At 36.7% G+C, this 18,456-nt stretch carries 17 protein-coding genes; 14 read left to right on the top strand and 3 right to left on the bottom strand.

The features are described from left to right. The first annotated feature begins 46 nt into the window (after positions 1-46). The 3 genes from DWZ63_RS10955 (at position 47) to DWZ63_RS10965 (ending at position 4,693) form a co-directional block, all read left to right on the top strand. Positions 47-2,617, top strand: a complete 2,571-nt coding sequence (locus DWZ63_RS10955; protein WP_118499920.1) for an ABC transporter ATP-binding protein — start codon at positions 47-49, stop codon at positions 2,615-2,617. A gap of 50 nt (positions 2,618-2,667) precedes the next feature. Next, positions 2,668-3,078 (top strand): C-GCAxxG-C-C family protein, encoded by a 411-nt coding sequence (locus tag DWZ63_RS10960; protein ID WP_118499921.1) that lies wholly within the window; start codon positions 2,668-2,670, stop codon positions 3,076-3,078. A gap of 328 nt (positions 3,079-3,406) precedes the next feature. Then, positions 3,407-4,693, top strand: coding sequence for a hypothetical protein (locus DWZ63_RS10965; RefSeq protein ID WP_118499922.1), 1,287 nt, complete (start codon positions 3,407-3,409; stop codon positions 4,691-4,693). A 58-nt stretch (positions 4,694-4,751) separates the two neighbouring features. On the opposite strand, the gene DWZ63_RS10970 is transcribed toward DWZ63_RS10965, so the two are convergent. Then, positions 4,752-5,153, bottom strand: coding sequence for a NusG domain II-containing protein (locus tag DWZ63_RS10970; RefSeq protein ID WP_118499923.1), 402 nt, complete (start codon positions 5,151-5,153; stop codon positions 4,752-4,754). Between the two features lie 785 nt (positions 5,154-5,938). Here DWZ63_RS10970 and rpmG point away from each other — a divergent pair. The 5 genes from rpmG to rplA all read left to right on the top strand — a co-directional run bounded on the left by rpmG (position 5,939) and on the right by rplA (position 8,324). Next, complete coding sequence (gene rpmG, locus DWZ63_RS10975) at positions 5,939-6,103, top strand: 50S ribosomal protein L33 (RefSeq protein ID WP_270393414.1); 165 nt, start codon at positions 5,939-5,941, stop codon at positions 6,101-6,103. A 46-nt stretch (positions 6,104-6,149) separates the two neighbouring features. Beyond that, complete coding sequence (secE, locus tag DWZ63_RS10980) at positions 6,150-6,467, top strand: preprotein translocase subunit SecE (RefSeq protein ID WP_022013755.1); 318 nt, start codon at positions 6,150-6,152, stop codon at positions 6,465-6,467. Between the two features lie 11 nt (positions 6,468-6,478). Beyond that, positions 6,479-7,003: a transcription termination/antitermination protein NusG gene (nusG, locus tag DWZ63_RS10985; RefSeq protein WP_022013754.1), complete on the top strand. Its 525-nt coding sequence runs from the start codon at positions 6,479-6,481 to the stop codon at positions 7,001-7,003. Positions 7,004-7,063: 60 nt separating this feature from the next. Continuing rightward, positions 7,064-7,489, top strand: coding sequence for a 50S ribosomal protein L11 (gene rplK, locus DWZ63_RS10990; protein ID WP_022013753.1), 426 nt, complete (start codon positions 7,064-7,066; stop codon positions 7,487-7,489). Between the two features lie 142 nt (positions 7,490-7,631). Further along, complete coding sequence (rplA, locus tag DWZ63_RS10995; RefSeq protein ID WP_022013752.1) at positions 7,632-8,324, top strand: 50S ribosomal protein L1; 693 nt, start codon at positions 7,632-7,634, stop codon at positions 8,322-8,324. 257 nt (positions 8,325-8,581) lie between these two features. Here rplA and fliD read toward each other — a convergent pair whose 3' ends face one another. Further along, positions 8,582-9,097 carry a flagellar filament capping protein FliD gene (gene fliD, locus DWZ63_RS11000; RefSeq protein ID WP_118499924.1) on the bottom strand — a complete coding sequence of 172 codons (516 nt, stop codon included), beginning with the start codon at positions 9,095-9,097 and terminating at the stop codon, positions 8,582-8,584. A gap of 338 nt (positions 9,098-9,435) precedes the next feature. On the opposite strand from fliD, the gene DWZ63_RS11005 reads away from it, so the two are divergent. Beyond that, the gene (locus DWZ63_RS11005; protein ID WP_182431505.1) at positions 9,436-10,329 is read left to right on the top strand and encodes a phosphatidylglycerol lysyltransferase domain-containing protein; all 894 of its coding nucleotides are present in this window, start codon (positions 9,436-9,438) and stop codon (positions 10,327-10,329) included. Between the two features lie 343 nt (positions 10,330-10,672). Here DWZ63_RS11005 and DWZ63_RS11010 read toward each other — a convergent pair whose 3' ends face one another. Further along, positions 10,673-12,130, bottom strand: a complete 1,458-nt coding sequence (locus DWZ63_RS11010; RefSeq protein WP_312032753.1) for an aminoacyl-histidine dipeptidase — start codon at positions 12,128-12,130, stop codon at positions 10,673-10,675. A gap of 291 nt (positions 12,131-12,421) precedes the next feature. On the opposite strand from DWZ63_RS11010, the gene DWZ63_RS11015 reads away from it, so the two are divergent. The 5 genes from DWZ63_RS11015 (at position 12,422) to DWZ63_RS11035 (ending at position 18,455) form a co-directional block, all read left to right on the top strand. Continuing rightward, positions 12,422-13,627 carry an asparaginase domain-containing protein gene (locus tag DWZ63_RS11015; protein ID WP_055940645.1) on the top strand — a complete coding sequence of 402 codons (1,206 nt, stop codon included), beginning with the start codon at positions 12,422-12,424 and terminating at the stop codon, positions 13,625-13,627. Between the two features lie 139 nt (positions 13,628-13,766). After that, positions 13,767-14,999, top strand: a complete 1,233-nt coding sequence (locus tag DWZ63_RS11020; protein WP_055940647.1) for a polysaccharide deacetylase family protein — start codon at positions 13,767-13,769, stop codon at positions 14,997-14,999. A 36-nt stretch (positions 15,000-15,035) separates the two neighbouring features. After that, positions 15,036-15,515 (top strand): Cys-tRNA(Pro) deacylase, encoded by a 480-nt coding sequence (gene ybaK / locus DWZ63_RS11025; protein WP_055940649.1) that lies wholly within the window; start codon positions 15,036-15,038, stop codon positions 15,513-15,515. Between the two features lie 125 nt (positions 15,516-15,640). After that, a complete protein-coding gene (locus DWZ63_RS11030; protein WP_243020599.1) occupies positions 15,641-16,264 on the top strand; it encodes an NUDIX hydrolase in 624 nt (207 codons plus the stop codon). Between the two features lie 97 nt (positions 16,265-16,361). Next, positions 16,362-18,455, top strand: coding sequence for an ABC transporter substrate-binding protein (locus DWZ63_RS11035; RefSeq protein WP_055940652.1), 2,094 nt, complete (start codon positions 16,362-16,364; stop codon positions 18,453-18,455). The last annotated feature ends 1 nt before the right edge of the window (position 18,456 follow it).

Raw genomic sequence — 18,456 nt, forward strand, 5'->3', positions numbered from 1 at the left:
GGATTGCAAATATCGGCATGAATTGTACCGGAGGGAGGCTTGAAGGATGATCAGAGTTAAAAAATTAAATAAATATTTTAATAAAGGAAAAAATAATGAACTCCATGTGTTAAATGATATAAATCTGGAGTTTGAAAATAATGGACTTGTCGTAATCTTAGGTGAGAGCGGTTCGGGAAAAACAACGCTTTTAAATACGATAGGCGGACTTGATGTGTTTGCCGATGGTGAGATAGATTATGACGGTGAGACTGTAAACAGATATTCGCCAAAGAAGATAGAAAAAATAAGAAATGACAAATTCGGATATATATTTCAAAATTATTATCTTTTGATGGATAACTCTGTTGAGTATAATGTAAAACTTGCACTTAGCGTTTATGATATGACGGATGAGGAGAAGCAGGAGCGGACGGAGTATGTTCTGGATGCCTTAAATATGGGGCGTTACAAAAAGAAACTTGTCTCGGAACTTTCAGGTGGACAGCAGCAGAGAGTATCTATAGCAAGAGCACTTGTAAAAGCACCATCAATAATACTTGCCGATGAGCCGACTGGAAATCTCGATGAAGAAAACACGATAAACACTATGAGTCTTTTGAGAAATATCTCAAAGGAATGTCTTGTAATAGTTGTATCACACGAAAAACGCATATCAAAATTTTTTGCTGACAGGATAATCGAGATACAGGACGGACAGGTAAAGAAAGATTATAAAAATAAAGCTATAAAAAGCTATGAAAAGGCGGACGACTCTAATATATATTTAAGAGAGCTTTCAAAAGAGAGCATGGAAAATGATGATTTTAGGATAAATATATATAAGGACAGCCGGCAGATAAAGGGTAATGCGGATAAAGAAAATAGTAAAATAATATCCGGAGAAAATATAAGTGAAAAAATAAAAACTGTGGCTGCACAAGATAAGGAAAATCAAGGGAATGAAATAAAAAATGAGACTGACAAGATAGTGCTCAATTTTGCATGGAAAGACGGAAAACTCTACATACAAAATCTTTCTGACACAGAGATAGCCTTTGAAGGGGAGGAGTCAGGTTGTCAGATGGTGGATGACAAAAAGCCACAGATAGACATAAGCAGTGTCGATGAGATAGATTATTCGCTTGAAAAGCCAAAAGCAGGCAGAACTGCAAAGCTTCCGTTTAGGGAGATAGTAAAAATGGCGAGAGAAAATTTAAAACTTCTCGGAAAAAAACAGGCATTTATGATAGGAACGCTTTTGATGGTATCAGTGCTGTTATCCGTAGGTGCGGCGGATTTTACAAATCGTATGTCGATAGATAAACAGAGTGTTGTGAAAAGTGATTCTCATGTTGTTACGGTGCAGTTAAGTCCGGTGGAGGGGGTTTTTGACGATCAGCTCAATAAAGCGGCGAAAGATTTTATCGGAAAAATAAAACAGGAAAACAAATATTCAGATATATTTATTTCTGCAAATTGCGATATGGCGGTAAAATATAACGGATACAGTCAGCTTGGGGGAAGTGTTGCAAAACTTAGCGGATATTCGTTTATTTCAAATAAACATTTGAAAAAATCATCGCTTATATGTGGAAAAATGCCGGAAAACAGGGATGAAGCGGTAGTCGATAAATGGGTGCTTGAAAACTTTATGAAATCGGACAGTGCCATAGCACCGTTATACAAAAAAGTTGATGATTTTATCGGAACAACGATAATATCACCGGCAAATCAGATTGAGTTTAAGATAACAGGAGTGTCCGACACAGGAGAACCGGATATATTTGTTGAAGAAAATAAACTGCTAGGTCTTTCATATTCTGCTATGAATCTTGCTTCACTTGATGAGATGAAACGGATTTATGCGGATAAAAAAGGCAGTGGAATAAAATCAGATACTAAGCTTGAAAGCAAAAAAGTGCTTGCGAGAAAATCCATATATAATCAGGATAAGATGATGGGTTCATTTTTGTTTACGGATCAGAGGTATGGAACATTTGAGATTGTAGGGTATTTCGATGATGATATAAATGTAGATTATATTGCAAATGAGCAGGACTGCGAAAATATACGAACTACATATAATGCATATTCAAAGTCATTTGATGTTTATACTGATGATGTAGACGGTGCGATAAAATATTTAAAGAAAAAAGCATCAGCTTACAGAAAAAAATATTTTACGGCGAGTGTAAAATGCCAATACAATAATCAGCTTAATAAATATAGGGAAAAGCGTAAAATGAATGTTGGTACAAAAAATATTGTCACAATCGCACTTGCGGTACTTGCATTTATAATGATATACTTTTCAATAAAATCAAATGCTGTTTCGAGAATAGAAGAACTGACGGTTTACAGACTTCTTGGAATAGAAAAGGGAAGCATACTACAGGCATATGTACTCGAAATGATGATGCTTTGTGCATACACCGTACTGCCGGGGGCATTGATAACAAGCAGTATTATAAAATTTATGGCACAAGTGCCATCGCTTCAGATAAAAATGATATATCCGTGGTGGGCGGTTCTGCTGCTGATAATCATTATTTTTGCAATAAACATAATACTCAGCATACTTCCGGTAAACAAGATAATATCAAGACCACCTGCAGAACTTGCGGTAAAGGACTGATGGATATGTAGCGAAGAAAGAATAAAGATAAAAGAAAGGAAATCAAAGACATGGAAACAAGAGTAGAGAAAACAATAGAAAGACACAATAAAGGATATAACTGTGCACAGGCGGTTGCCTGCACATACTGTGACCTTGTCGGAATGGACGAGGAAACAATGTTCAAGGCAACAGAAGCATTAGGACTTGGAATGGGCGGCATGGAAGGAACCTGCGGTGCACTTACCGGTGCGTGTGTTGTAGCAGGAATGAAAAACAGTTGCGGAGACCTTGAAAATCCTGTAAGTAAAGGTGAAACATACAGTTATTCAAGACAGATATTAAAAAAATTCCTTGACCAGAACAAAGCCACACGCTGCAAAGACTTAAAAGGTGTGGAAACAGGAGTTGTCTTAAGAAGCTGCCAGGACTGCATAAGAGATGCTGCAAAGTTTTTGGAAGAAGTAGTGTTTGCCGAGTAAGTAAATTACAGATATTTTCAGAACTGAAAATATCGTATGGAAAAAGAAGAACATAAAGATTTTGGCAATTAAGGATGCGAAGCATTGCCAAAATCCTGCTGTCCACAGTTTGTGGACAGTAGTGTTTGCCGAGTAATAGTTAAGTGAGTTACAGATATTTTCAGAACTGTTACATTCAGCCATAAAATAAATTTCTCTCCCCCTTTAAAAATGATAAAAGTTGTGTTATATTATAAAAGAGTACAATTTTTTAGATGAAAATTTTTATCTGAGTTATTATAATAAGGAAAATGAAGATAGTAAATGAAAAAGAAAGGGGATGTTTGAGATGGATACCGCTGTTTATAATCATCTGATGACGCAGTATCGACCAAAAGAGCTGACTAAATATGATACACACAAAGCATCAGAACTTAGAAGTGTTGTAAATCAGATTGCTAAAAAAACAAAGACATCTCCGATATATATGGTTAGGCTTACAGATGCAAAACAGTCATATGCACTTGGTGTCAAAGAGTCGTCCATGCTTCTTGGGACAGGACTTAAAGAGCTTTCAGACACTTCAGCAGATGGTGTTTTTTCTAAGAAGAAAGCATATGCATCTGATCCTGAAAAAGTCGGAGTTGAAATAGTAGATGAGGACGAGGAAAAACTTCCCGATGAGTTTTCACTTAAAGTTGAGAAGCTTGCCACTCCACAGTATAACATTGGAAATCCGGTTTATGGTTCAAGCCAGAGTCTTCCGGGGGGAACATACAAGTTCAGGATAAGTGTTCTTGATGATATGTATGATTTTCAGTATAATATTAAAAAAGACTCGGATAATGCGGAAGTTATGAATGGAGTTGCGTCATTTATAAATAAAGCAAATATCGGTCTGAATGTTGGAGTCGTTCCAAATGATAGCGATGACAGAGTAAGGATGAGTATTGTTTCCGATGCAACGGGAAACAGCGGAGACGAGAGGATATTTACACTCACTGACAGGAACAGTGACGGAAAGCTGGGGATAGTCGATTATTTTGGATTAAATGAGCAGGAAAAGAGTGCAACAAGTTCAAAATTTTATATGGATGGCGTAGAAAAGAGTACACTGGCAAATGAATTTACCATTGGAAAAGCACTCAGGGTATCATTAAAGGGAATAAATATTGACGGTGACGGTATCAGTATCCGGTACAGACCCGACAGTGAGAAGATACTTACGAGCCTAAATAAAGTAAAAGATGCTTACAATTATATGATAGAGGGCTCAGATGAGTACGCAAAGATAACAAACAAGACATCAAAACTTGCGTCAGAACTTAAATATCTTGTCGAGCCGTTCAAGTCAGAGATGGAATCATGTGGTCTTTTATTTGAAGAAGACGGCACGATGAAAATAGATGAATCACTTGCAACTCAGGCGATTAACGATGGAGATATGCAGAAGCTTTTTGCATCAGATTCGGATTTATCAAAACGCCTGCTCGGTAAAAGCGAGAGTGTAAAACTTGACCCTATGGAGTATGTAGACAAACTTCTTGTCTCATACCCAAACTACACAAAAGAAGGTGTGGGTTATTCCTATATCACTTCGCTTTATAGCGGAATGTTGTTTAATTACTATTGCTGATTGTCTGGTAAGATACGAAGAAAAGCCTCATTACCCTTGGGTGATGGGGCTTTTTTTGTTATTTAACTACAGCGTCAGGTGCATCATCATCTGTCTTGTCATTAGAAGAATGGTCAATGGAAATCACGACTTTATGCGGCAGACACACGATAGTCTCGCCCTCATATCTTATACTGTGCTTTTTAACACAGGTCTGGTCAGGGCAGTCGGCTTCGGTCATGTCGGCAGTACCGCTGCTTATTTTAAGAACATTTTTACCGCCGTTTACCCCATTTATCGTAACGGTCTTGTCAACATCAATTGGATAAGAAGCGGTAACTTTGCCATCAACCTTAACTGTGACAAACTTACCTGATTTATTAAAATATAACTTGTAAGCCGTAAAACAAATGACAGCGGCGACGACAACGCATATGATAAGTATAATGTCATTGCGTTTTTTTGCGTCTTGTAAATTCATGTTTAAAATCCTTTCATTATAAATAATGGTAGGTATTTGCGAAACTAATTGTATGTTGTGTTAATTGCACAGCTATAACAAATAATACCGTCGGCACGCTTTCGCTATGTTGTCGTTCGTAGCAGTACATAAATCAGCAAAAAACGCTGATTAAGTGCTGACGACGACAAAAATGCCGACTAACATTATTTGTTATATCTGCACAATTTAATCAAGGTTTATGATAGTTTCGCAAATGCCTATAATAAGTAGATAGGTGCTTGGTGATTGCAAAACTACTTATATATCGTGTGAATTGCAAAAAAATAGCAAATACTATTTTATATATTGAGTGTATAACAAAAAGCAAGTATTATTATATACAAAAAAATATCTATATAAAAGTGTAAAAGAAAAAAATTATACTAAAAAGATAAAAATAATCGTTACTGTTCATACATAAACTTCTCATTATCTTTTAAGTGAAATACTGACAAATGAGTTTGTAATATTAAAGTGTATATAAAAGCAGATACAAAAAATATAAAACATTTTAATAATATAACATTTAGTATTTATTAGAAAATATGTAAAAATATACCACAATCCATTCTAAGCGTCCGTGAACTGTTACAACCAGTTACAAATTCCCCAAAAACCACTTGACGAGGGGTGCATTTTTGTGATATATTTGATAAGCGATGTAACAGGTCTTTTTTTTATGCCTAAAATTCTTTAGCGATATTAAGAAAAAGGTCATGGTAAAAAGCCATGAAAACAGAACTAATCGTAACACAAAATATTATATGGAGGTGAAACCTGTGAGAGTAAAAATTACATTAGCATGTACAGAATGTAAGCAGCGTAACTATGATACTACTAAGGAAAAGAGAAATCATCCTGACAGAATGGAAACAAAGAAGTATTGCAGATTCTGTAGAAAGCACACAATGCACAAAGAGACAAAATAAGTCTTAGTAAATATGCAAGCAATGCTTGTTACAGTAGGAGGCAGTTATGGGAGATTCCGAAAACAAAGAAGTATTACAGAACGAAGCAGTTGCAGAAAATAAACAGGCAGACAATGCTGTTGATACAAAAAAAGCAGACAAGCCTGTAAAAGATAAATCTGCAACAGATAAATCTGTGAGAAAAAAAGGTGGTTTTTTCCGTTCATTAAAGTCAGAGTTCAAGAAAATCGTATGGCCTGACAAGGAGACAACCATCAAAGAAACTACTGCGGTAGTTATTGTAACAGTTATTTTGGGCGCAATCATTGCTCTGCTTGATTTTGTTATCAAGACAGGCCTTGATAAGATTATTCAGATGGGTTAAGGTGATAGATTATGGCAGATACAGAAGCGCGTTGGTATGTGGCTCATACTTATTCAGGGTATGAGAATAAAGTAAAAGCAGACATAGAGAATACTATCGTAAATCGTAATCTTCAAGATCAGATTTTAGAGGTATATGTACCTATGCAAGAGGTTGAAAGGGAAGGAAAGGACAGCAAAAAGCTTGTTCAGCAGAAAATGTTCCCTGCATATGTTTTGATAAAGATGTTTATGAATGATGATACATGGTATGTTGTCAGAAATACTCGCGGTGTTACAGGATTCGTTGGTCCGGGATCAAAGCCGGTTCCACTTACGGATGAGGAAGTGGCAAGCATGGGACTTATGAGTTCGGTAGCTGAAGCTCCATTTAGCATAGGCGATTCTGTAATCGTCACATCGGGCATCTGGGAAGATACGGTTGGTATTGTTCGCCAGATAGATCTCAAGAACAAAACAGTCACGATAAATATTGATATGTTTGGTCGTGAGACACCAACTGAATTGAGCTTTAATGATGTAAAAGTTTGTGACTAATTAAAGCAATGCAGTTTCAGATTGTTACCATGTATTTATTATTTAGGAGGTAAATTAAAAATGGCTAAGAAAGTCGAAGGATATATTAAATTACAGATTCCTGCAGCAAAGGCAACACCAGCACCACCTGTTGGTCCTGCTCTTGGTCAGCACGGAGTTAATATCGTACAGTTCACAAAGGAGTTCAATGCTAAGACGGCTGGACAGGAAGGAATGATTATTCCTGTTGTTATCACTGTATATCAGGATAAGAGCTTCAGCTTCATCACAAAGACTCCACCGGCAGCAGTTCTTATAAAGAAAGCTTGTAACATCCAGTCTGGTTCAGGTGTTCCTAACAAGACTAAGGTTGCTACAATCACAAAGGCACAGGTCCAGGAAATTGCTGAGACAAAGATGCCTGACTTAAATGCTGCAAACCTTGAAGCTGCTATGAGCATGATCGCTGGTACAGCACGCAGCATGGGTGTTACTGTAGAGGAATAATAAGCAAAAATCAGGTATAATATTTAAAAAGAATATCGCATAGGAAGATTTGTTATAGATTGAACGTTGTGGGAGGCGACATACATAAAATTCCGGTATGTCTTAGAACCCGCCGTTACTACCACCAGGAGGTTTTATTATTATGAAAAGAGGAAAGAAATATGTAGAGGCTGCTAAGTTGTACGATAAGACTCAGCAGTATGATGTTGCAGAAGCAGTAGGTATTGTAAAGAAAACTTCTACAGCAAAGTTTGATGAGACAGTTGAAGCTCATATCAGACTTGGTGTAGACGGACGTCATGCAGATCAGCAGATTCGTGGTGCCGTTGTATTACCACACGGAACAGGAAAGAAAGTAAGAGTTCTTGTTTTCGCTAAGGGTGACAAGGTAGACGAAGCATTAGCAGCAGGTGCTGATTATGCAGGTGGCGAGGAACTCGTACCAAAGATTCAGAACGATGGATGGTTTGAGTTTGATGTAGTTGTAGCTACTCCTGACATGATGGGTGTTGTTGGTCGTCTTGGTCGTGTACTTGGACCAAAGGGCTTAATGCCAAACCCTAAGGCTGGAACAGTTACAATGGATGTAACAAAAGCCGTAAACGATATCAAAGCAGGTAAGATCGAGTACAGACTTGACAAGGCTAATATCGTTCATGTTCCTGTAGGAAAAGTATCTTTCACTGAAGAGCAGCTTACAGACAATGTAAACACATTGATCGCAGCTATCACAAAGGCTAAGCCGGCTTCAGCAAAGGGTCAGTACTACAGAAGCTTTACACTTGCTTCTACAATGGGACCTGGAGTTAAACTTAATGTAGCTAAACTTGTTTAATTATAAACAGATTTGAGCGTGCATGGGTTTTGATACCAAAAAAGCATATTTAATATAAAAAAGTACCATCGGGACAGACGGGTAAGTGGTCGTCCTGATGGTACTTTTTTGTTGAGACAAAAGTAAATGATGTATTTTTGTCTTTAGCCGGAAAGTAAGCAAAATCTGAAAGCGATTGGTACTTTTTGAATGAAATCCAATAAGATAAACGAGTCCCAAAAACTTCCAATATTTGTTTTAAATTTTAACTTAATAACCTACAATGTCACATCTATGCGGTTTGATGCACGGTAAATTTTGTTTGCATAGAAGTTTATTTTTTTCGTAAATTCACTGTCTTCTGAGAATAATTTACCAATTTTGGCAGGTTTAGTTTCCATAAGTTTATCCTCGTCCAGTTTGAGCTTGCCTGATGCCGATATTGTAATTCCAATATCAGAAAGAGCCTTTTCCTGGTCTTTTGTAAGACTTTTGAGAAATTTTTCAGGATGCGATATATCATACTCGTTTGATGAGCCCGAACTTTCCATAAGATTGTTGTAAGCATTTACAAAGGATTTTACTGTGTAAAATATATCATTGCCGTTGTCCTGTGAAAAATCCATTTTACGAAGTGTTTTTGAAATCTTTGTCATTGCACTTGAGTCTGCTTTAGCGAGTTTATTTGTTTTATATGAAGCACGCTGTTCACTTTTTGAAGCATTTCTGTCAATCGAGTAGAAATCACGAAAATACATATCATATGACTTTGTAATTGAATAATCTATAGCCATGTGTAAATCCTCCTTATATGATTAAAAAATAAATAGTCATTTGCAAAACCAATTATATGCTGTGTTAATTTCAGTTTTTGATAGTTTCGCAATCACCTGTTAAAAATTTCAATAAAATGCAAAATATAACCTATATATAATATCGGAGAAGTCATGCTATAAGTTTACCATTGGTGTAGATATGCATTGTGCACATGACGGGCATAAATAGCATACAAGTGTATAGTGTCGAAAAAACGAAGTTTTGCACTTGCAAGAATGTGTTAAATGTATATAATAGTAGGATGCAGGGATAAAATAATATAGAAATTTACCAGTAACCGGAAATGGAGATTAGAATGATTTTTAGAGATATAGAACTTAGTGACAGGGATTGGCTTGGCAAAAAGTTCAGGGAAGATAATAAAAAAGCCTGCGAGTTTTGTTTTGCCAACAATTATTTATGGAGAAAATATTTTCCGACCCAGATAGCCACGGAGGGCGATTGTGTCATTTTGAGATATTATGCCGAGAATGATGCTATGTATGTTTTTCCTATTGGAAACGGAGATAAAAAGAAAGCATTGGAGCAGTTGTTTTTATATGGTCAGGCTAAGGGAGAGCAGATACACCTTTATGGACTGCTCGATTACGAAGTTGAACAGCTTAAGGAGTGGTATCCGAAACACTTCAGATACGAGGCTGACAGGGATATGTTTGATTATATCTACGAGACAGAGCATCTTGCAAATCTCTCAGGAAAGAAATTTCATGGGAAGAGAAATCATATTGCGAGATTTATGGATGATGATGATTGGGAATATGAAAAGCTTAACAGTGAAAATTTACATGAATGTATAGATATGAACAATAACTGGATTCAGAAAAAGTATGATGATGATGCATGGAGTCAGGAAGTGCAGGATGAATATGATGTTGTAAAAGGTGCACTGATTGATTATAAAAGGCTTGGACTTGTCGGCGGTGTGCTGAAAAAATATGGCGAGGTCGTTGCATTTGAGATTGGTGAGCCGTTAAATGATGATACATTTGTTGTTCATTTTGAAAAGGCATACGCTGATGTTCAGGGTGCATACCCTATGATAAATAAACAATTTGTATTGCATGAATGTCAGGGTTATAAATATGTAAACAGAGAGGAAGATGATGGAGAAGAAGGCTTAAGAAAAGCAAAACTTTCCTATCACCCGGACATATTACTAGAGAAATACAACGCCTACAAAATCGGGTGATAGTCTTATAAATTTACCTGAGAAAATGTATATTTTTGCAAGCCGATTGCATCCGAAAAAAGAAGAAAAATGTAATATTTTACAAAAACTTGTCTTATTTTACAAAAGGGGTGCAATTTCTGAAAAAATATGTATAATAATAATTGTCAGAGAGATAAGATATAAAAATCTGACATATAAATAAGCTAATGACATAGTTGCAACAGAGCAACGAAGAGATATACCCCTCAACCCCACCCCATTGGATCAAACCAATGGGGACTCTTTTTTATACGAGCAATTCGTTATACGAATGTTTCGTTATACGAACATTTCGTTATACATATGAGTGAAGGGTGTATGATTATTTAAGTCGTTTTAAAACTTCAAGCGTAAATTTCCATGTTCTTATGACACTTTCTATTGAAAGTCTTTCTTTAGCCGTATGAATATCATAGATTGCAGGACCAAATGATACGCAGTCGAGTCCGGGAAGTTTTTCAGAGAAAAGACCACACTCAACACCGGCATGAAGTGCATTGATAATAGGTTTGTAACCGTACTGTTCTTCAAATACTTCAGACATTACATCTCTAAGATGTGATTCCTTTTTAAATTCCCATGCAGGATATTCACCAAAGTTTGTGATATAGCCGCCAAGTGAGTCCATAAGACATGAAATCATATCCATAAGCATAAACTTTTCACTGCTTACGCTGCTTCTGATAGAAAAGCTTGCCTGCATCTCATTTTCAGTGGTTTTTAATATGCCCATGTTAAGGGAAGTCTGAACAAGCCCGTCAATATCGTGACTCATGCGGTGAACACCACCCGGAAGATTTACAAGAGCTGTGATAAACGCTTTAGTAGACTGTTTTGTCATTGCATCGGCGGAAGTGTTGTCGCTAAATGATACCGTGGCTGAAAGTGATGGGTCTGTGACAGCATATTCATGTTTGTAAGTATCGTTCATTTCTGAGACTGAAGAAGAAAAAGCATCTTTTACACCGGCGTCTGTCAGAATAAGAATAGCAGTTGTCTTGTTAGGTATGGCATTATCCTTAAGACCACCGTTGACACTCACAAGACTAAAATCATATTTCTTAGAAAGAGCATATAAAGTTCTTCCCATAAGTCTGTTTGAGTTTGCCCTGTCTTTGTTTATCTCTGTACCTGAATGTCCTCCGACAAGACCTGAAATTGTAATCTCAGCCGTAAGTCCATTTGTTTTTTCAAATGTGAGAGGGAGATGTGCAGTAGTAGAAACACCGCCGGCACAGCTTACAAGAAGTGAACCCTCATCTTCTGAGTCAAGATTTAACATTATTCTTGATTTTAGAGGGGAACAGTCAAGACTTGCGGCTCCGAGCATACCGATTTCTTCATCAACAGTAAAAACAGCCTCGATAGGAGGATGAGGAATATCTGTTGAATCGAGTATTGCAAGTGCAAAAGCGACAGCAATACCATCATCACCGCCGAGGGTTGTGCGGTCGGCATGAATATCGTCCCCATCAACGATAAGGGAAAGTCCGTCTTTTTCAAAGTCTATATCACAGTCATGCTCTTTCTCACATACCATGTCAAGATGCCCCTGGATGATAACGGATGGAGAGTTTTCATACCCGTTTGTTCCGTCTTTCCAGATAATGATATTGTTAGACTCGTCCTGTGAATATTTTAAATTGTGCTCTTTGGCAAAAGAAACGCAGAAATCGCTTATCTGCTTAGTGTTTCTTGAACCGTGTGGTATAGAGCATATCTGTTCAAAATAATTAAATACTGATTTTGGTTCTAAATTTGATAAAATATTATTACTCAAAATGCTACCTCCAAAAAATTGATATATCATTATATTTGTGCCAAAAGGTGTTTTGCCTCTTGCATTATATTACAAATATACCACAAAAATAAATCAAAACAAGTGGATTTGTGCATGATTAAGTAAATATTTGGAATGATAAGAAAAAGTTAATTTTTAATAGTGTTATGAGCAAGCAGCAGAGTATATTATGAAAATCTGACGGACTGCATATGTTCGACAAGATTTAATAGACCTTTTGCTGAAAATAGGGTACAATGTCTTAAAAAGCGAAAAACGGAGGTTTGGATTTTGAAAGTATTGGTCGCTTTTACAGGTGGAACTATTGGAAGTACGATTACAGACGGCTATGCCGCACCTGATGCTGATAAAAAATACAGGCTTATTAATATGTACGAGGAGAAGATAAAAAGCAGCAAGGCAGGAGAAACTAAAGATGATGAATGTGCAGGTTCATTGTTTTCGGGACTTGAAACTGAAAAAATAGAGTTTGTTATGGAGTCACCGTATCAGGAACTGAGTGAAAATAATACCTGCTCAACAATGCTTTTTCTTGCAAAATATATAAAGGAACAGATTGAGTCAGAAAAATACGATGGGATAATTATTACGCACGGGACTGATACATTGCAATACACTTCGGCTATGCTTGGCTATATGTTTGACGATGTATCGATACCGATAGTGCTGGTATCCTCAAACTATGTGCTTGAGGATAAGCGTGCAAACGGACTTATCAATTTCGCATATGCCGTGGAATTTGTCAAAGGCAGATATGGAAACGGTTTATTTGTTTCCTATTATAATACGGGCGATGTACAGCGTATTCACCGTGGAACAAGAGTGATGGAGCATTGTGCGTACACTGATGATGTATTCAGCGTAAAAAATTCTGAGTATGGTTGTTTTAAAGATGGTAAGTTTGTCAAAAATACAAAAGTTGATTTATATAGAAAGAACAAAACATATACGAAAGCAGACTATAAATCATCAGAAAATGACATGACGATAAAAGACGATAAATCAGAAGAATATAGTAGAACATTTACAGATAAATCAAAAGAAAAACCTGCATTGTTTAAAAAACCTGATATAGCCGATATTATATTGAAAAAGGCAGATATTGACAAAAGTTTTTCGGACATACAGATTATAAAGCCTTTTCCGGGGATGGCATACGGGCTTTTGTCTGATGATGTGAAAGCGGTTATTCATCTTACTTACCATTCAGGAACTATGTGCAGCAAAAATCCGGGGCTTGAGGAGTTTGCGGCTGAAACAATAAAGAGAAATATCCCTGTATTTATATATGGGGCGGGTGACAGCGTTGATTATGACAGTGTAAAGATTTATGATAAATTAAATTTTAAAGTATTGCCTGTGTCATCATTAACGGCAATGACAGTAAAATTGTGGCTTGGAAGTATCATTTATGATGATATGGATAAACTTGTGGAATTTATGTTTGCTGATATATCAGGAGATTTTGATTTTTGAGAAGATAAGTTCTGACTGATATTGCACAAATTTGATAGTTGCTGTCAGTTTATGCTTTAATGAATTTATTTTAACACTATCAGGCAGGAGCAGAGCGGATTGTAAGTATCTGCTTAACTTTGATTTTAGGAGGAATTTTATGAATAGAAAGAAAAAAATAATATGCATTGTGTTGTGCATTGCAATGGTCGTGACGGTAAGCGGCGGTTTTAACAAAAAAATATCACCAAAACATATTTTTGCATACTCTGAAAATATGGTAAATACGGCACAGGTGGCAAGTGATGCAGCTATACAGACAGAAATGCCTGTTACAAAGACAGCGACACCGGGGGCGGCAGAGCCGTCTGAAACAACATCGGGCGGTGTCATAATAGCACCGACGATAAAACCTGATTATGTGGTTGCACCTACTATCAAACCGACAGTAAAGCCGACAAAAAGTCCTAACAGCAGTAAGAACGGATTTGTTGTAAATGCAAATGGCAGGTATTATTATAAAGATGGAAAAATGGTAAAAAACAAGTGGATGAAGATAGATGGAAAGAAATACTACTTCAAAAGCAATGGAGCGGCGGCGATAGGCTATAGGAACATCAACGGAAAAGGTTATTATTTTACAAGCAGTGGTGTGATGTACACGGGATTTGTGAATATCAACGGAAAGAAATATTATTTTGGAAAAAACGGTGTCAAGGTATGCAGCAAAAAGAAGATAGGCAGATATATGTGCTATTTTAGAAAGTCCGGGGCATTGTATAGAAAGATTAATACAAAAAAGAAACTTGTTGCACTTACATACGATGACGGTCCGTCAAAAAATACAAATACCATTCTTAATATATTGAAAAAGAATAATTCAGTTGCAACATTTTTTGAGGTTGGAAACAGGATAGCATCGTATAAGAGCATCGTTAAAAAGATTGACAGGATGGGCTGTGAGATTGGAAATCATACATATGGACACAAAATTCTTACCGGATGCAGCAGGGCAGAGATAAAAAAACAGATAAACGGCACAAACAATGTTCTTAAAAAAGTAATTGGGAAAAAGACTATCATTACCAGACCGCCCGGAGGAAATCATAGTGCTGTTATTGATAAGATAATAAACACACCAGTCATCATATGGTCGCTTGATACCAAGGATTGGAAGAACAGAAATGCCGCAATGGTGACAGATGCCGTCTTGAAAAATATTAAAGATGGTGATATTGTTCTTATGCATGACTTATACAAAAGTACGGCAGATGCATCGAAAAAGATAATACCGACACTTGTAAAAAGAGGGTATCAGCTAGTGACGGTAAGTGAACTTTCAGATTGCAGAAAAGCAATGAAAAAGGGCAGTTCCTACAGTGCGTTCAGATAAAAATATTATCAATAAAATTGAAAGGCGTGAGATAAAATGGGTAAGGAAGTTAAGACAAATGCAGTTCGTATTCTAGACAGAAATAAGGTTGAATATGAACTTAACAAATACGAATGTGATGATTTTAAGGATGGCGTGTCGATAGCAGATATGCTTGAACAGAGTTATGATATGAGTTTTAAGACGCTCGTTACGGTCGGAAAAAGCGGCAAATATTATGTTTTTGCGATTCCTGTTGACAAAGAGATAAACATGAAGAAAGCTGCGAAAGAAGTCGGTGAGAAGAATATAGAGATGGTGCATGTAAAAGACATAAATGCCGTTACGGGATATATAAGAGGCGGCTGCACACCGATAGGAATGAAGAAAAATTATCCGACGGTCATAAATGAGAGTGCAAAAGAGCATGAGAAGATAATTGTCAGTGGAGGAAGATTAGGACTCCAGATAATTTTGAAACCGGATGATCTTGTGAAAGTCACTAATGGAAGATATGCGGACATTATTATGCACTGATTTGTATCTGCAAAACTGATTATAGGTTGTGTTATAGCTGCATAATTTAATTTTATATAAAGAAAGTTTCGCAGATATATGAATTTGGATAAGAAGTGTAGTAGGATTTTTAGAAGGAGATTAATATGAGTGATAGAGAACATGTAAGAGGTATGAAGAAGCAGACGGACAATAAATTTTTGAATATGTACGAGTTAAATGCCGTGGATAGGAATGGCAGGGAGCATCCGTATTATTTTGCAACGAGAAGAAAAGACGGTGACCTTATGTGCCAGACGGGTGAACTGAAAGCAGATGGTACGGTTATTTATGCGGTGCTTAAGGATGATCCGGAGAAGATTGTTCTTGTGAGACAGTACAGATATCCTATAAACAAGTATATTTATGAGCTTCCGGCTGGTCTTATTGATGAGGGCGAAACATCTGAGCAGACTGCAATAAGGGAGATGAAAGAGGAGACAGGGCTTACATTTGAGCCGTTTACCGATTATGATGACTGTCTTAAAAGACCATTTACGCAAAATCAGGGTATGTCAGATGAATGTGATACTGCCGTGTTTGGTTTTGCCACAGGCGAGCCGTCTAATTCAGGCAATGAAGCATCAGAGGACATTGAGGTGGTTATTGCAGATAAGGCAATGGTAAAGAAGATATTGAAAGAGGAGATTGCGACTATAAGAGGTGCATATCTTCTTATAAATTTTCTTCACAGTGATAAAAATGACCCGTTTGCTTTTTTGAAGATTTAATACTATTAAGCAGGTCTGCTGCTTCGATTGCAAGCATCTGCTTGATATAAAAATCATAACATTTTTGCAAATGCTAAAATAAATTCAGAGGTGGAAGATGAGAAGTAAAATAAAACAGACGATAAGTGTAATTTTATGCCTTTCTATGATATTAGGTATGACAGGTTGTGGAAAGAAAGTTAAAAAAGAGCCAAAGCCGAAGCCAAAGGTGACAATTTCAACAAAAAAAGGAAGTGCACAGGCGGGCGGAAAAGGTGATGGACAGGCAGATTCGCCTATAGTGATAGGCTGTGATAAGTTAAATAAAAACTTTAATCCGTTTAGTGCTAAAAGTGCAGGTGACAAAGAGGTAGTAAGACTTACACAGGCATATCTTGTCACAAATGACAGAGCAGGAAAACCGGTTTATAAAGGTGTCGAGGGAGAAGTAAGGCTCTACAATGATAATGGGTACACTTATTATGGTCCCGCTGATATATCGGTACAGTATAGAAAGAAGAAAAACAGAACGGTTTATACGATAAAGCTTGATGATGATTTGCTTTTTAGTGACGGCGAAAATGTAACGGCAGATGATGTTATTTTTTCGTTATATGCATTTTGTGATAAATCTTATAAGGGCGATGAGAAGATAGGTAAACAGAAAATAACGGGACTTCAAAAATACAGGAAAAATAAAAAAGTCAGAAAAATATCAGGAATAAGAAAGACCGGAAAATACAGTCTTACCCTGACAACAGACGGTTACAGTGATGATACAATAAAAGCATTGCAAATACCGATATGTCCGCTGCATTATTATGGTGATGAGTCGAAATATAATTATAAAAAAGGCAGATTTGGATTTAAAAAAGGTGATATATCATCAGTTCGTGCGAATAAGAGATCTCCTATGGGAGCAGGACCGTACAGATATGTAAAATACGAAAAAAAGATAGTTTATTACACCTACAATGAGCTTTATTTTAACGGCTGTCCTAAAACGGCATTTGTGCAGATAAAGGAAATGTCAGGTATTCTAAAAAAAGCAAACAAGCGTGTTGCTAAAGTTATAGCGGAGGAAAAAAAGGCAGAAGCAGCAGGTGAAGATGAAAAGACTCAGGACAACAATGAAGATGCCAAAGCAGGAGACGATAAGGCAAAAGACGAAAATGCATCTGACGAAGAAACTGTTAATCATGTTGCGGAAGTGACAGAGGTAACGGAGGGAACAGTTGATGTATTGGACAGAAACATCAGCGGAGATGACCTTGAGTGGATAGCAAAAGCGAACTCAAATGGGAAATTATACGGTTCAGATATAAATACAAGTTTTACTTCTGATAAGAAATTCAGTTATGTAGGAATAAATGCAAAGAATGTGCGTGTCGCAAACAAGAGTGAGTCTGAACAGTCAAAAGCACTCAGGAAAGCGATAGCTTCTGCTATAAGTGCACAGAGGATACAGAGGGCAGAAGAACTTGCAGGTAAGGTAAAGATATTAAATTATCCTTACACATCAGAATCATGGCTTTCACCAAATACAGGTGATGAGGATTATAATAGGGCATACAGTGACACAATAGATGGCGAAGAAATATATAATGATGATATGACAGACGAAGATAAAAGGATAGCGGTCAAGGATGCAGCCACTAAATATCTTGAAAAAGCAGGATACACATTTAAAGACGGTGTTTTGGAAAGTATTCCGGTGGGAGCATCTAAAACATACAGGATATATGTTGAAAATGGAAGAAAAAATATGCTCTATCCGATGATAAAAGAAACATCTGCATTGCTTAAAGATATAGGGGTTAACCTTAAGATTGTATCAGTAACAAAAAAACAGATGAATTCAAAGAAATTTATAAATAAAGCACAGTTGTGGTGTGCTGAAACAGATACATCATACGGATACAGCCTCTATAAAAAATATATGTCAAAGACAAATATGTTTGGAATTAAGATACCTGAATTTTCAACATATCTTAAAAAGACCGATGCCACCGTAAAAATGGGGAGAAAACAAAAGCTTTATAAAAAAGTCTTTAACAACATACTTGAGCAGGCAGTAGAAGTGCCGGTATTTCAAAAACAAAAAGCCACATTGTTTAGTGCAAAGAGAATAAAAATGAGCACTGTGACAAAAGATACAACGGCTTACTATGACTGGATAAATGAAATTCAAAATGTTGAGATGAAGGAGTAGT

This window comes from Clostridium sp. AF34-13, from assembly GCF_003477845.1.
GTDB lineage: Bacteria > Bacillota > Clostridia > Lachnospirales > Lachnospiraceae > Butyribacter > Butyribacter intestini.

Coding starts and splice junctions, on each gene's coding strand:
- DWZ63_RS10955 (WP_118499920.1), top strand. CDS start 47: ATGATCAGAGTTAAAAAATTAAATAAATATTTTAATAAAGGAAAAAAT.
- DWZ63_RS10960 (WP_118499921.1), top strand. CDS start 2,668: ATGGAAACAAGAGTAGAGAAAACAATAGAAAGACACAATAAAGGATAT.
- DWZ63_RS10965 (WP_118499922.1), top strand. CDS start 3,407: ATGGATACCGCTGTTTATAATCATCTGATGACGCAGTATCGACCAAAA.
- DWZ63_RS10970 (WP_118499923.1), bottom strand. CDS start 5,153: ATGAATTTACAAGACGCAAAAAAACGCAATGACATTATACTTATCATA.
- rpmG (WP_270393414.1), top strand. CDS start 5,939: ATGGAGGTGAAACCTGTGAGAGTAAAAATTACATTAGCATGTACAGAA.
- secE (WP_022013755.1), top strand. CDS start 6,150: ATGGGAGATTCCGAAAACAAAGAAGTATTACAGAACGAAGCAGTTGCA.
- nusG (WP_022013754.1), top strand. CDS start 6,479: ATGGCAGATACAGAAGCGCGTTGGTATGTGGCTCATACTTATTCAGGG.
- rplK (WP_022013753.1), top strand. CDS start 7,064: ATGGCTAAGAAAGTCGAAGGATATATTAAATTACAGATTCCTGCAGCA.
- rplA (WP_022013752.1), top strand. CDS start 7,632: ATGAAAAGAGGAAAGAAATATGTAGAGGCTGCTAAGTTGTACGATAAG.
- fliD (WP_118499924.1), bottom strand. CDS start 9,097: ATGGCTATAGATTATTCAATTACAAAGTCATATGATATGTATTTTCGT.
- DWZ63_RS11005 (WP_182431505.1), top strand. CDS start 9,436: ATGATTTTTAGAGATATAGAACTTAGTGACAGGGATTGGCTTGGCAAA.
- DWZ63_RS11020 (WP_055940647.1), top strand. CDS start 13,767: ATGAATAGAAAGAAAAAAATAATATGCATTGTGTTGTGCATTGCAATG.
- ybaK (WP_055940649.1), top strand. CDS start 15,036: ATGGGTAAGGAAGTTAAGACAAATGCAGTTCGTATTCTAGACAGAAAT.
- DWZ63_RS11030 (WP_243020599.1), top strand. CDS start 15,641: ATGAGTGATAGAGAACATGTAAGAGGTATGAAGAAGCAGACGGACAAT.
- DWZ63_RS11035 (WP_055940652.1), top strand. CDS start 16,362: ATGAGAAGTAAAATAAAACAGACGATAAGTGTAATTTTATGCCTTTCT.